This window comes from Sphingopyxis sp. PAMC25046, from assembly GCF_004795895.1.
Taxonomy (GTDB): domain Bacteria; phylum Pseudomonadota; class Alphaproteobacteria; order Sphingomonadales; family Sphingomonadaceae; genus Sphingopyxis.
In genome coordinates, this window is record NZ_CP039250.1 from 4,382,358 (window position 1) to 4,395,406 (window position 13,049).

Here is a 13,049-nt window from a genome sequence, read left to right on the forward strand (position 1 = left end):
TTACGCCTCTTCTTCCTGTTCGCGCACGACGATGCGGATGCGGCTGAACGGCTTGACGATCCGGGTCGACTTGCCGCGGCCACGCGCGTGCCAGCGCTTCATCGAGAGCGACTTGCCGACGCTCGCTTCCTTGACGACGAGCGCGTCGACGTCGAGGTTGTGGTTGTTTTCCGCGTTGGCGACGGCGCTGGCGAGAACCTTGCGCACATCGACGGCCATCGCCTTCTTCGAGAAAGCGAGGACGTTCATCGCGTCTTCGACCTTGCGGCCGCGGATCAGCGCGGCAACGAGGTTCAGCTTCTGCGCCGAGCCGCGAATCTGCGTGCCGACCGAGAGCGCCTCGTTATCCGCAACGCGGCGGGGGGACTTTTCCTTGCCCATTAGCGTTTGCCCTTCTTGTCGGCCGCGTGGCCAGGGAAGAAGCGCGTCGGCGCAAATTCACCCAGCTTCATGCCGACCATGTCTTCATTGACCGACACCGGCACGAACTTGCGGCCGTTGTAGACGTTGAAGGTCAGCCCGACGAACTGCGGCAGGATGGTGGACCGGCGCGACCAGGTCTTGATCGGGGCAGAGCTGCCGCCGTCCTGGGCCGTTTCGGCTTTCTTGAGGAGATGGAGGTCCACGAACGGACCCTTCCAGACCGAGCGAGCCATGGCTTACCTCTTCTTCTTCGCGTGACGCGACCGGATGATCATCTTGTCGGTCGACTTGTTGTGACGGGTACGAGCACCCTTGGTCGGCTTGCCCCACGGGGTCACCGGATGACGGCCACCCGAGGTGCGGCCTTCACCGCCGCCGTGCGGGTGGTCGACCGGGTTCTTCGCGACACCGCGAGTCAGCGGACGCTTGCCGAGCCAGCGGCCCCGGCCGGCCTTGCCCAGGTTGGTGTTCTGGTTGTCGGGGTTCGACACCGCACCGACCGTGCCCATGCACTCGCCGCGGATGTAACGCTGTTCGCCCGAACCGAGACGCACGATGACGAGGCCGCGGTCACGACCGACGACCTGCGCATAGGTGCCCGCCGAACGGGCGATCTGGCCGCCCTTGCCCGGCTTCATCTCGATATTGTGGACGATCGTGCCGACCGGCATCTGCGACAATTCCATCGCATTACCCGGCTTCACGTCGGTCTTCTTGCCCGCGACGACCGTGTCACCGACACCCAGGCGCTGCGGCGCGAGGATGTAGGCAAGTTCGCCGTCTTCATATTTCACGAGCGCGATGAACGCCGTGCGGTTCGGGTCATATTCCAGACGCTCGACGGTGGCAGGCATGTCCCACTTGCGACGCTTGAAGTCGATGAAGCGGTACTTCTGCTTGTGGCCGCCGGCGATACCGCGCGAGGTCACATGGCCCTTGTTGTTGCGGCCACCGGTCTTGCGCTTGCCTTCGGTCAGCGCCTTGACAGGCTTGCCCTTCCACAGCGACGATTTGTCGACGAGGATCAGGCCGCGCTGCGCGGGGCTGGTCGGATTATAGGATTTAAGTGCCATTTTCTCTGCCTCTTCCTACAATCAGACGCCCGTGGTGACGTCGATCGACTGGCCTTCGGCCAGGCGGACGATCGCCTTCTTCACGTCGCTGCGGGTGTAGGGCTTGCCCTTCCAGCGCTTGGTCTTGCCCTTGGTGACGAGCGTGTTCACGCTGAGCACCTTGACATCGAACAGCGCCTCGACGGCGGCCTTGATGGCGGGCTTGGTCGCGTCGTTCGCGACCTTGAACACCACCGCGTCATTTTCGCTGAGCAGCGTCGACTTTTCGGTGATCACCGGAGCGAGGATCACGTCATAGTGACGCGCGTCGATGGTTTTTGCCTTAGCCATTGCAGCGGGCCTCCAGCTTTTCGACCGCCGCGCGGGTCAGGACCAGCGTGTCGGCACGGATGATGTCATAGACATTGGCACCGATGGCGGGCAGCGCGTCGACACCGATGAGGTTGGCCGAGGCCATGGCGAAGCTTTCGTGCACCGCGTCACCGTCGATGAAGAGCGCGCGATTGCCGAGGTCCATCTTGCCGAGCTTGCCGGCGAGCGCCTTGGTCTTCGCGTCCTTGAGCTCGAGCGTGTCGAGAACGACGAGCTTGCCGCCCTTCGCCTTGTCGCTCAAAGCCATCTTCAGGCCGAGGGTGCGGATCTTCTTGTTCAGCGAGTGGCCGAAGGTGCGGGCACGCGGGCCGTGCGCCTTGCCACCGCCGATGAAGATCGGCGCCTTGCGATCGCCGTGACGGGCGGTACCGCCGCCCTTCTGGCGACCGAACTTCTTGCCGGTGCGCGACACATCGCTGCGTTCGCGGGCGGCGCGAGCCGGGCCACGGCGCTTTTCGAGCTGCCAGGCGACGACGCGGTGCAGGATGTCGGCGCGCGCGTCGACACCGAAGACGTCGTCGTTAAGATCGATGTCGGTGCCGGCCTTGCCGTCGAGGGTCTGAACCTTGACCTTCATGATCAGGACTCCTGTGCGCCGTCGGTCGCCGCGGTGTCGACGACGGTTTCTTCGACCGGCGTTTCGACCGGCGCGTCAGCCGGGGCTTCGTTGCTGTTGGCCGCGCTCTTGATGCCCGCCGGATAGGGGGCTTCGGGGTGGCGCGGCAGCTTCACCGCATCGCGGACGAGCAGCCAGCCGCCCTTCGAGCCAGGGACCGAGCCCTTGACGAAGAGAAGGCCGCGCTCGACGTCGGTGCGGACGATTTCGAGATTCTGCTGGGTGCGATTGCGCGCGCCCATGTGGCCGGCCATCTTCTTGTTCTTGAAGACGCGGCCCGGATCCTGGCGGTTACCGGTCGAACCATGCGCACGGTGGCTGATCGAAACACCGTGGGTCGCGCGCATACCGCCGAAACCCCAGCGCTTCATCGCACCGGCAAAGCCCTTACCCTGGGTCACGCCCTGGATGTCGACGATCTGGCCGGCGACGAAGTGGTCGGCCGACAGTTCGGCGCCGACGTCGAGCGTCGCGTCGTCGGCGACGCGGAATTCGACGAGCTTCGCCTTGGGCTCGACCTCGGCCTTGCCGTAGGCGCCGCGCTGCGGCTTGGCGACGTTCTTCGCCTTGGCCGAGCCAGCACCGAGTTGAACGGCCACATAGCCGTCGCGTTCTTTATCGCGCACAGAGACGACCTGGCAGCCTTCGAGGCTCAGGACGGTGACGGGCACGTGGCGGCCGTCGTCCTGAAACAGGCGGGTCATCCCCATTTTCTTCGCGATCACGCCAGTACGCATGATCCATACTCCTAAACAGAGGCCGGGCGGACCATTCCGCACGGCTTGCGGGACCCGTTGAGGCGTTGCCCCAATGGAACCCTCCCAGCCCGAAATTTCGATGCTTCGCCCCGTCCGGGCTGAGGTGCCGCCATCCCGAAGGAGAAGCGGCGAGACGGGGGACGCAGCCCGGTCTGATGCTTCCGAAGAAACGACCGGCGGTATCCACCCTATCGTCGGTCCGGATCGTTCCGGACGATGCAGGCACCGAAGTGTCCTGCCGATAGAGACCCCGGTTTTCACCGGGGCTTCGCTGACCTTAGGCCAGCTTGATTTCGACGTTCACGCCCGCGGCGAGGTCGAGCTTCATCAGCGCGTCGACCGTCTGCGGGGTGGGCTGCACGATGTCGAGCAGCCGCTTGTGGGTGCGCACCTCGAACTGCTCGCGCGACTTTTTGTCGACATGCGGACCGCGGTTCACGGTGAATTTTTCAATACGCGTCGGAAGCGGGATCGGGCCGCGAATAAGCGCTCCGGTACGACGTGCCGTATCGGCAATGTCGGTGGTGGCCTGATCGAGCACGCGGTGATCAAAGGCCTTCAGGCGAATGCGAATATTCTGCGTTTCCATGACTGTTCCAGTCGAATCCCGTCTAACGATGCGAAAGAGCCGAAATGGCCTGCTCCGACTTCCGCTCAGGAAGCCGGATCGGCCATCAAAAACCTTTAAGCTACGAGCCGCGCGAATCAGTCCGAATCGCGCGGCTCGCGGCCCTATATTACTTTGTGACGGTTGCCACAACCCCTGCGCCGACGGTGCGGCCGCCTTCGCGAATCGCGAAGCGCAGACCCGGGTCCATGGCGATCGGGGCGATCAGCTTGACCGACAGCTGGACGTTGTCGCCCGGCATGACCATCTCGGTGCCCTCGGGGAGGATGACCTCGCCGGTGACGTCGGTGGTGCGGAAGTAGAACTGCGGACGGTAGTTCGCGAAGAACGGCGTGTGACGACCGCCTTCGTCCTTCGACAGGACGTACACTTCCGAGGTGAACTCGGTGTGCGGCGTGATCGAGCCGGGCTTAGCCAGAACCTGGCCACGCTCGACTTCTTCACGGCCGACGCCGCGGATCAGCGCACCGATGTTGTCGCCGGCCTGGCCCTGGTCGAGCAGCTTGCGGAACATTTCGACGCCGGTGACGACGGTCTTCTTGGTGTCCTTGATGCCGACGATTTCGACTTCTTCACCCACCTTGACGACGCCGGTTTCGACGCGGCCGGTGACAACCGTACCGCGGCCCGAGATCGAGAACACGTCTTCGATCGGCATCAGGAAGGGCTTGTCGAGCGGACGTTCCGGCTGCGGGATCCATTCGTCGACGGCGGCCATCAGCTTCAGGATCGCGTCCTTGCCGATGTTGTCGTCGCGGCTTTCGAGCGCGGCGAGCGCCGAACCGGCGATGATCGGAATATTGTCGCCGTCGAAGTCGCGCTTCGAAAGTTCTTCGCGGATTTCAAGCTCGACGAGTTCGAGCAGTTCGGGATCGTCGAGCTGGTCGACCTTGTTGAGGAACACGACCATGGTCGGGACGCCGACCTGCTTCGCGAGCAGGATGTGCTCCTTGGTCTGCGGCATCGGGCCGTCAGCGGCCGACACGACGAGGATCGCGCCGTCCATCTGGGCGGCACCGGTGATCATGTTCTTAACATAGTCGGCGTGGCCCGGGCAGTCGACGTGCGCATAGTGGCGGCCGTCGGTTTCATATTCGACGTGGGCGGTCGAAATGGTGATGCCGCGCTCGCGCTCTTCGGGAGCCTTGTCGATGTTCGCGAAGTCGACGGCGGCGTTGCCCGCGACGTTTTCGGCAAGCACCTTGGTGATCGCTGCGGTCAGCGAGGTCTTGCCATGGTCGACGTGACCGATGGTGCCGATGTTGCAGTGCGGCTTCGTCCGCTCAAATTTAGCCTTGGCCATGATATTGAACCTTCTTGTTCGATGTTTGCGTTGATCAGTCCTGGACGAGCCTGCTGAATCAGGCGCCGCCCTTAGAGGGTCTTGCCGCGCGGTGCAAGCCCGCGCGGCGTCGACCTATCAGGCCATCTTGGCCTTCACTTCTTCTGCCACGTTGTTCGGCACTTCTTCATAGTGCGAGAACTGCATGGAATATTGCGCGCGGCCCTGGGTGAAGGAACGCAGCTGGTTGACGTAGCCGAACATATTGGCAAGCGGAACCATGGCTTCAACCACCTGGGCGTTGCCCCGGCTGTCGGTGCCCTGGATCTGGCCACGGCGGCTGTTGAGGTCGCCGATGACGTCGCCCATGAACTCCTCGGGGGTGACGACTTCAACCTTCATCACCGGTTCGAGCAGCTTGATGCCGGCCTTCGCCGCCACTTCGCGCATCGCCGCACGGCCCGCGATTTCGAACGCCAGCGCCGACGAGTCGACGTCGTGATAGGCGCCGTCGGTCAGACGGATTTCGAAGTCGATGATCGGGAAGCCGATCATGTGACCGTTTTCGGCCGATTCGCGCATGCCCTTTTCGACCGACGGGATATATTCGCGCGGAATGTTACCGCCCTTGATCTCGTCGACGAAGGTGATGCCCGATCCGCGCTCGCCGGGCGCGACGCTGACCTTGACGCGGCCGAACTGACCCGAGCCGCCCGACTGCTTCTTGTGGGTGTAGTCGACATCGACCGGCTTCGCGAGCGATTCGCGATACGCCACCTGCGGCGCGCCGACATTCGCCTCGACCTTGAACTCGCGCTTCATGCGATCGACGAGGATGTCGAGGTGAAGCTCGCCCATGCCCTTGATGATCGTCTGGCCCGATTCATGGTCGGTCGAGACGCGGAACGAGGGATCCTCGGCAGCCAGGCGGCTGAGGGCGATGCCCATCTTTTCCTGGTCGGCCTTGGTCTTGGGTTCGACCGACAGCTCGATGACCGGCTCGGGGAATTCCATCCGCTCGAGGATGATCGGCGCGTTGGCGGCGCAGAGCGTGTCCCCGGTGGTGGTTTCCTTGAGCCCGGCGAGCGCGACGATGTCGCCCGCAAACGCTTCCTCGATGTCTTCACGCGAGTTGGCGTGCATCAGGAGCATACGGCCAATCTTTTCCTTCTTGTCCTTGACCGAGTTCAGATAGCTGCCCTTGGTCAGGGTGCCCGAATAGATGCGGGCGAAGGTGAGCGAACCGACGAACGGGTCGTTCATGATCTTGAACGCGAGCATCGACAGCGGCGCCGAATCCGACGTCGCGCGCGAATCGGCTTCCTCGGTGTCGGGGTTGATGCCCTGGACGTCTTCGATGTCGAGCGGCGACGGCAGATAGTCTACGACCGCGTCGAGCAGCGTCTGTACGCCCTTGTTCTTGAACGCCGAGCCGCACAGCACGGGGACGAACGACTGGTTCAGCGTGCCCTTGCGGATCAGCTTCTTGAGCGTCGCGACGTCGGGGACATTGCCTTCGAGATAGGCTTCCATCGCCTCGTCGTCCTGTTCGACGGCGAGCTCGACGAGCTTTTCACGATATTCTGCCGCCTTGTCGGCGAGGTCGGCGGGGATATCCTCATAGAAGAACTCGGCGCCGAGGCTTTCATCCTTCCAGATGATCGCGCGTTCGCCCACGAGGTCGACGAGGCCCTTGAAGTCCGATTCCGCGCCGATGGGCAGATAGAGGACAGCCGGGGTCGCACCGAGACGATCGATGATCGTCTGGACGCAATAGTAGAAATTGGCGCCGGTACGGTCGAGCTTGTTGATGAAGCACATCCGCGGAACCTTGTACTTGTCCGCCTGGCGCCACACGGTTTCCGACTGCGGCTCGACGCCGGCAACGCCGTCGAACGCGGCGACCGCGCCGTCGAGGACGCGCAAGCTGCGCTCGACTTCGATCGTGAAGTCGACGTGTCCGGGGGTGTCGATGATGTTCAGGCGATGCTCGGGACCGTTGCCCTCTTCGGCCTTCCACAGACAGGTGGTGGCAGCCGACGTGATGGTGATCCCGCGCTCTTGCTCCTGCTCCATCCAGTCCATCGTTGCGGCGCCGTCATGGACTTCGCCGATCTTGTAGGACTTGCCGGTGTAATAGAGGATGCGCTCGGTCGTCGTGGTCTTGCCGGCGTCGATGTGCGCCATGATACCGAAATTGCGATAGCGTTCGAGCGGATGGCTGCGTGCCATGGTCTTTTCCTTGGGTTTGGGGGGAGGCCTTTGGAGCCGCCCCCGATATAGGAAGTTTTGTTGCGATTGCGAGACGCCCCCCAGACAGGGGGGCGCCCGGCAAATTACCAGCGGTAGTGCGAGAAGGCGCGGTTCGCTTCCGCCATACGGTGCGTATCTTCGCGCTTCTTGACCGCGTTGCCGCGGTTGTTCGACGCGTCGAGCAGCTCGCCCGAGAGACGAGCGGCCATCGTGGTCTCGCTGCGGTTGCGCGCGGCGGTGATCAGCCAGCGGATCGCGAGCGCCTGCGCGCGGTCGGGGCGGACTTCGACCGGAACCTGATAGGTCGCACCGCCGACGCGGCGGCTGCGGACTTCGATGTTCGGGCGGATGTTTGCCAGCGCTTCGTGGAACACGCCGAGCGGTTCCTTCTTCGCGCGGGCTTCGACCGACTCAAGCGCACCGTAGACGATGCTTTCGGCGACGGACTTCTTCCCGTCCAGCATGACGCTGTTCATGAATTTCGACAGCACGACATCCCCGAAACGGGGATCGGGCAGGATTTCGCGGCGTTCAGGACGACGACGACGAGCCATGGGATATTCCTTTACAACAGCATCCGGGCGCCGGGGCGCTCACGGATGATCAAATAGCCGAAAAAGCGGTCCTTACTTCGGACGCTTCGCGCCGTACTTCGAACGGCTCTGCTTGCGGTCCTTCACACCCTGCGTATCGAGCACGCCGCGCAGGACGTGGTAACGCACACCGGGAAGGTCGCGCACACGGCCGCCGCGGATCAGCACGACGCTGTGTTCCTGGAGGTTGTGGCCTTCGCCGGGAATGTAGGTGATGACTTCGCGGGCGTTGGTCAGGCGGACCTTCGCAACCTTGCGGAGTGCCGAGTTCGGCTTTTTCGGGGTCGTCGTATAGACACGAGTGCAAACGCCGCGCTTTTGCGGGTTTGCTTCCATCGCCGGGACCTTGGACTTCACCTTCTGGAGAGTCCGGCCCTTGCGGACCAGCTGGTTGATCGTGGGCATGAATGCTTCACCTTTTTGTGTCCGCCCATCAAAGCGAACGGTTACTGTACCGCGGTGGATGAAGCTCCGACCCCAACCCGCCGAAAATGGCGGAAAACGGCCGACCTGATAACAGCAAAAGACCCCGGCAGACCTACAAGATCGTCCGGAGGCTCCATCCGCGCCAGCAATGTTCAAGCGCTGTTGCAACTGAAAGAGGCGGCAAACCGCCCTTTTCGGTCGAGCGCGCCCCTAGACCCGATTCCCCCGATGGTCAAGAGGGCCTACCGAGAGGCGAGCAATATTGTTACGCGGGCGAGGGCGGGCTATCGAGTATCATGTCCGCCGTCCGCCACGCCAGCTTCGCCCCACAAGTCGCGCCTGACACGCGGTTGCTGATATTGGGAAGCCTGCCGGGCGCCCGCTCGCTGGCCGCGCGGCAATATTATGCGCATCCGACGAACCAGTTCTGGCGTCTGCTGGGCGAAGTGGTGGGCCGGCGGCTTGCCAACATGCCCTATAACGACAGGCTGACCGCGCTGCGCGAAGCGAAGATCGGGCTGTGGGACGTCATCCGCAGCGCCGAACGGCACACGAGCAGCGACAGCCACATCCGCGAAGCCGAAGCCCATGACCTCGCCGCGTTGATCGCCAAGCTGCCCGATTTGCGCATGGTCGCGTTCAACGGCGGCAAGGCCGCAGCGATCGGGCGGAAGCAGCTCCCGCCTGTCGAGGGCGTCGCGGTGGTCGATCTGCCGTCGAGCAGCGCCGCGCATACGATCGGATTCGATGCGAAACTCGACCATTGGCTGGCGCTGCGCCGCACGCTGTGATCAATCGATCACCTCGCCGCGCGCCATCACGAAATCGACCTTCTTGAGTATGCGCACGTCGGCGACGGGGTCGCTCGCCACCGCGATGATGTCGGCGCTCTTGCCGGGTGCGATCGTGCCGATCTGTTCCGAGAGGCCGAGCAGGTCGGCGGCATTGACCGTCGCCGCCTTCAAGGCTTCGACCGGCGTCATCCCGTGCTGGACCATCAGCTCGAACTCATCGCCGTTGCGGCCGTGCTTCGAGACGCCGGCGTCGGTGCCGAAGGCGATGCGCACGCCCCTGGGCACGAGCGTTTCGAGGCTTTTGCCGGTGATCGAGATGCGCCATTTGATCTTCGCCAGCACATCGGGTTCATAGGTGTCGGGATTGGCGGCGAGGCGTTCCTTGTAACCGTTCACGGTCGAGAGCGTCGGGACATAATAGGTCTTCGACTTCGCCCATGCCGCGATCGTCGCATCGTCGAGGATCGTGCCATGTTCGATCGAATCGGCGCCGGCGTCGATCGCGAGGCGGATGCCGTCGGCGCCGTGCGCGTGGACCGCGACCTTCTTGCCGAAAAGATGCGCGGTTTCGACGATCGCCCGTGCCTCGTCGTCGAACATCTGTTTGCCGAGACCCGCGCCGATGCGGCTGTTCACGCCCCCGGTCGAGGCGAATTTGATCACATCGGCGCCGCGCCCGATCTGGAGCCGCACCGCGCGGCGGCAATCGTCGGCGCCGTTGCAGGTATTGCCCGCGCCCGCGAAAAACGGACGAAGCTCGTCGCGATAGCCGAGCGAGCCATCCATATGTCCGGCGCTGCCCGAGATGCTGGCACCGGCATCGACGATGCGCGGTCCCTGCACCTTGCCCGCGAGGATCGCGTCGCGAAGCGCCAGCGTCGCCCCGTCGCCGTCGCCGAGGTTGCGAACGGTGGTGAAACCCGCGCGCAGCGTCTTCATACCGTTGACCTCGGCGTTGAAGGCCTGCGCGGCGGGGCTGAGCGTGATTTCCTCGAGCTGGCCGGCGATGCCGCCCGCGTCGCTCGTCAAATGGACATGACTGTCGATGAGACCGGGGAGGACATATTTGTCCTTGAGATCGATCAACGTCGCGCCGGGTTCGGCGGGTTGGTGGCCGTCGGCGATGCTCAGAATCTTGCCGCCCTCGACCACGATCGTCGACGCGCCCCGCGCGGGCTTGCCGGGTTCGGCGAGCAGATGGCCAGCATGGATGACCGTGCGCGCGGGCGCCTGCGCGGCGAGCGGCGTGGCGAGCGCCGCGCCGAACAGCGCAAGCGGAAGGAGGTAAAGCGGCTTCATTTTTTGCATCCCCTGTTTTGAATTGGGGGGCGTTAAAGCCGATCAGAAGCCCTTCGTAAAGCGAAGCGCCGCGCCGTGGTCGTCGGGCATCGCGGCGATGTGGCCGGGATCGCGGCGCCACCATGTGTTGGCGATGAGGTCGCCGCCGAACAGCGAAAGCGCATAGCTCGCCTCGACCACCAGTTCGCGCCCGGTCGGCGCGAGATTATAGGTGCGGCGGCCGAAATCGGTCCGGCCGCTGGCATAGTCGTGCGCGATGGGGAGCATCAGGTCGATGCCGCCGCGCGCGACGCGCAAAGGCTGGGCGAAGCGGAGCACGGCGCGGTCGCCGGCTTGCAGCAGTTGGGTCTTGGCGAGGTCGAAGGAGAAGGCGGTCGACCAAAGCGCGCCGCCCGCAACGAGGCCACGGGCATCGGGGCGGGTCCACATCTGGCGCCAGGCGGCGGCAATTTGCCAATCATCGCGCATATCGAGAGTGAAGCTGGCGTCGCCGACGACGCTGGTCGCACCGCCAGCGCCGAAGACGGAGCCGAGACGGGCGCCGAGGAGGCTGTCCGATTCGCGGAGCCGGCTGGCGCCGAGCGCGGCGCGGACGGGGCCGAAGCGGCCGTCCCACGCGGCGCCGAGGCGCTGGTAGCGGCTGTCGCGGCCCGAGCGGTAGCGGAGGAGAGGGTCATCCTGCCAGCGCGAGCCGGAGACCCAGCCATTTTCCAGTATGACGCTAAAATATTGATTATCAAATATATTATATCGTATAACGGTGCCGATGCCCGGGCTCGCGGCAAAGCCCAGCCCTTCGTGCGCGGCGTCGCCGATCAGCATCGCATAGCCGCTTTCGCCGCGCTCGCCCGCGAGCAGCCCGCCGGCGCCGCGCCCCGCCGCGAAGCCGATACGCGTCCGCGCGTCGAGGCGCGTCATCACCGAGGCAGCAAGGGTGCGCGCGCGCTGCGCATCGTGGAAGGACAGCCCGGCGAGCGCGTCGGTACCGCCCGCGCCGGGCGCGGTGACGAGCGACAGCGCGAGCGAAGAACTGGCGGCGCTTTGCTGGCGGACGAGGCCGCCGATCGCGCCCGACAGCTTGAAATCGGGGCGGCGGAGGCCAAGCGATCCGCCGAAGTCGACGGTAAAGGCACGCCCGAAGCCGTCGGTGACGAGCCCGACCGTGCCCGCGCCGCCCGCGTCGCCCATCGGACCGCCGAGGACGCCGAGCGGCGCGTCGAGCGCGACGGCGGTCGAAGTCCCCGTCAGCGCCGTCGCCCCCATCGGCTGAAAGGCGCGCGCGATGTCGAGGATACCCTGACCATAGACGCCGTCGGCGCCGGCGGCACCGGCATCGCGGGCCGACTGGTAAAGAAGCGAGACGATCTGCTGGCTCGAAAGATTGGGAAAGGCCTCTGCGATCAGCGCCACCGCGCCCGCGACCTGCGGGGCGGCGAAGCTGGTGCCGTTGAGGACAAAGACGAAATTGCCCTCGGTCTTGAGCGCGCCATTTTCATAGGCGCAGCACACCCCCTCGCCCAGCGCGGAGAGATAGGACCCCGCATAGCCGCCCGCGCGATTGCTGAACGCCGAGATCGCGCCGCTGTCGTCGACTGACCCGGCGATCACGACGAGCCCGCCGCCGGCATCGCGCAGCCCCTGCGCAAAGCGATCGGGGTTGTTCGGATCGTTGCCGTTCGCACTCGTGTCGCCGTCGTTGCCCGCCGCGACGATGACGATGATCCCCGCCGCGGTCGCGCGCGAGACGGCGGCGCGCAGCGTCGCGCCGGGCGGATCCGCGCCGCCGAGCGAGATGTTGACGACACGCGCCCCCGCGCTGACCGCACGGTCGAGCCCCGCGGCGATCGCCGTTTCGGGATAGCGGCAGCCGCTTTCATCGTTCGACGGATCCTCGGTAGCGCAGCTACCCGGCCGGTCGGCGCGCAGCACGAGCAGGCTGGCGTCGAAGGCGATGCCGAAGGTGCCCGCGTCATTCTTTGCGCCGAGCAGGAGCTGTGCAACATTGGTGCCGTGGGTCCCTTCGCCGTTGATTCCCCGCGATCCGGCGAGGTCGGCCGAAGCAGACGAAATGCGCCCGGCGAATTCCGGGCTGTCCTGATCGATGCCGTCGTCGATGACGCCCGCCAATATGCCCTGCCCGGTAGCCCCTGCCTGATAGGCGGTGATCGCGCGGTGGAAATTGACGCCGTCGGACATCCGCGTTTCGGTAGTGTTGAAATTGCCCGTCGGCGGCGGAGTGGGGGCGGGCGTCGGCGTGGGTGTCGGCGCGGGAGCGGGCGGAGGTGCTGGGGTGGGTGAGGGGCGGGCGCCGCCGCCGCCGCAACCCGCGAGCGATAGTGCGACGATCCCGAGCAAGAGGGGCAAAGACCGTCCAGCCATCCGCTGGATGCGGCTGAGTCGGTTCGCGTCGGCCATCGCCGTTCCCCTTGTCCTGATGCCCGCCTTTTAGCGCGACGGACGCACGAGGGGTAGCGTCATGCGGTTAATTGCAGGTTCCCGGCTCCCGCCTTCGCGGGGGCGACGGCTTTTGAC

14 protein-coding genes are annotated in these 13,049 nt (G+C 64.9%); 1 reads left to right on the forward strand and 13 read right to left on the reverse strand.

Going from position 1 to position 13,049, the window contains the following annotated elements; genetic code table 11:
* From rplV to rpsL, 11 genes are all read right to left on the reverse strand, one after another.
* Complete coding sequence (rplV, locus tag E5675_RS20765; RefSeq protein ID WP_011543083.1) at positions 1-381, reverse strand: 50S ribosomal protein L22; 381 nt, start codon at positions 379-381, stop codon at positions 1-3.
* Positions 381-656: a 30S ribosomal protein S19 gene (gene rpsS / locus E5675_RS20770; RefSeq protein WP_037556370.1), complete on the reverse strand. Its 276-nt coding sequence runs from the start codon at positions 654-656 to the stop codon at positions 381-383. The genes rplV and rpsS overlap by 1 nt, the downstream gene beginning before the upstream one ends.
* A gap of 3 nt (positions 657-659) precedes the next feature.
* Complete coding sequence (gene rplB / locus E5675_RS20775) at positions 660-1,496, reverse strand: 50S ribosomal protein L2 (protein ID WP_136176164.1); 837 nt, start codon at positions 1,494-1,496, stop codon at positions 660-662.
* A gap of 21 nt (positions 1,497-1,517) precedes the next feature.
* Complete coding sequence (locus E5675_RS20780; RefSeq protein ID WP_037556365.1) at positions 1,518-1,826, reverse strand: 50S ribosomal protein L23; 309 nt, start codon at positions 1,824-1,826, stop codon at positions 1,518-1,520.
* Positions 1,819-2,445 (reverse strand): 50S ribosomal protein L4, encoded by a 627-nt coding sequence (gene rplD / locus E5675_RS20785; RefSeq protein WP_136176165.1) that lies wholly within the window; start codon positions 2,443-2,445, stop codon positions 1,819-1,821. The genes E5675_RS20780 and rplD overlap by 8 nt, the downstream gene beginning before the upstream one ends.
* A 2-nt stretch (positions 2,446-2,447) precedes the next feature.
* Positions 2,448-3,221 (reverse strand): 50S ribosomal protein L3, encoded by a 774-nt coding sequence (gene rplC / locus E5675_RS20790; RefSeq protein WP_054590453.1) that lies wholly within the window; start codon positions 3,219-3,221, stop codon positions 2,448-2,450.
* Between the two features lie 298 nt (positions 3,222-3,519).
* Positions 3,520-3,831 (reverse strand): 30S ribosomal protein S10, encoded by a 312-nt coding sequence (gene rpsJ / locus E5675_RS20795; protein ID WP_003042199.1) that lies wholly within the window; start codon positions 3,829-3,831, stop codon positions 3,520-3,522.
* A 148-nt stretch (positions 3,832-3,979) separates the two neighbouring features.
* On the reverse strand, positions 3,980-5,173 hold the full coding sequence (gene tuf / locus E5675_RS20800; protein ID WP_136176166.1) for an elongation factor Tu: 1,194 nt from the start codon (positions 5,171-5,173) through the stop codon (positions 3,980-3,982).
* 117 nt (positions 5,174-5,290) lie between these two features.
* Positions 5,291-7,384: an elongation factor G gene (fusA, locus tag E5675_RS20805; RefSeq protein ID WP_136176167.1), complete on the reverse strand. Its 2,094-nt coding sequence runs from the start codon at positions 7,382-7,384 to the stop codon at positions 5,291-5,293.
* Positions 7,385-7,488: 104 nt separating this feature from the next.
* Positions 7,489-7,959, reverse strand: a complete 471-nt coding sequence (rpsG, locus tag E5675_RS20810; RefSeq protein WP_033074359.1) for a 30S ribosomal protein S7 — start codon at positions 7,957-7,959, stop codon at positions 7,489-7,491.
* Between the two features lie 72 nt (positions 7,960-8,031).
* On the reverse strand, positions 8,032-8,403 hold the full coding sequence (rpsL, locus tag E5675_RS20815) for a 30S ribosomal protein S12 (RefSeq protein ID WP_037556358.1): 372 nt from the start codon (positions 8,401-8,403) through the stop codon (positions 8,032-8,034).
* Between the two features lie 317 nt (positions 8,404-8,720).
* Here rpsL and E5675_RS20820 point away from each other — a divergent pair, with 317 nt between their 5' ends.
* Positions 8,721-9,215, forward strand: coding sequence for a DNA-deoxyinosine glycosylase (locus E5675_RS20820; protein ID WP_136176168.1), 495 nt, complete (start codon positions 8,721-8,723; stop codon positions 9,213-9,215).
* Here E5675_RS20820 and E5675_RS20825 read toward each other — a convergent pair whose 3' ends face one another.
* Positions 9,216-10,517: an amidohydrolase family protein gene (locus E5675_RS20825; protein ID WP_136176169.1), complete on the reverse strand. Its 1,302-nt coding sequence runs from the start codon at positions 10,515-10,517 to the stop codon at positions 9,216-9,218. It lies immediately after the preceding gene.
* A gap of 42 nt (positions 10,518-10,559) precedes the next feature.
* Complete coding sequence (locus tag E5675_RS20830; protein ID WP_136176170.1) at positions 10,560-12,932, reverse strand: S8 family peptidase; 2,373 nt, start codon at positions 12,930-12,932, stop codon at positions 10,560-10,562.
* Positions 12,933-13,049: the final 117 nt, after the last annotated feature.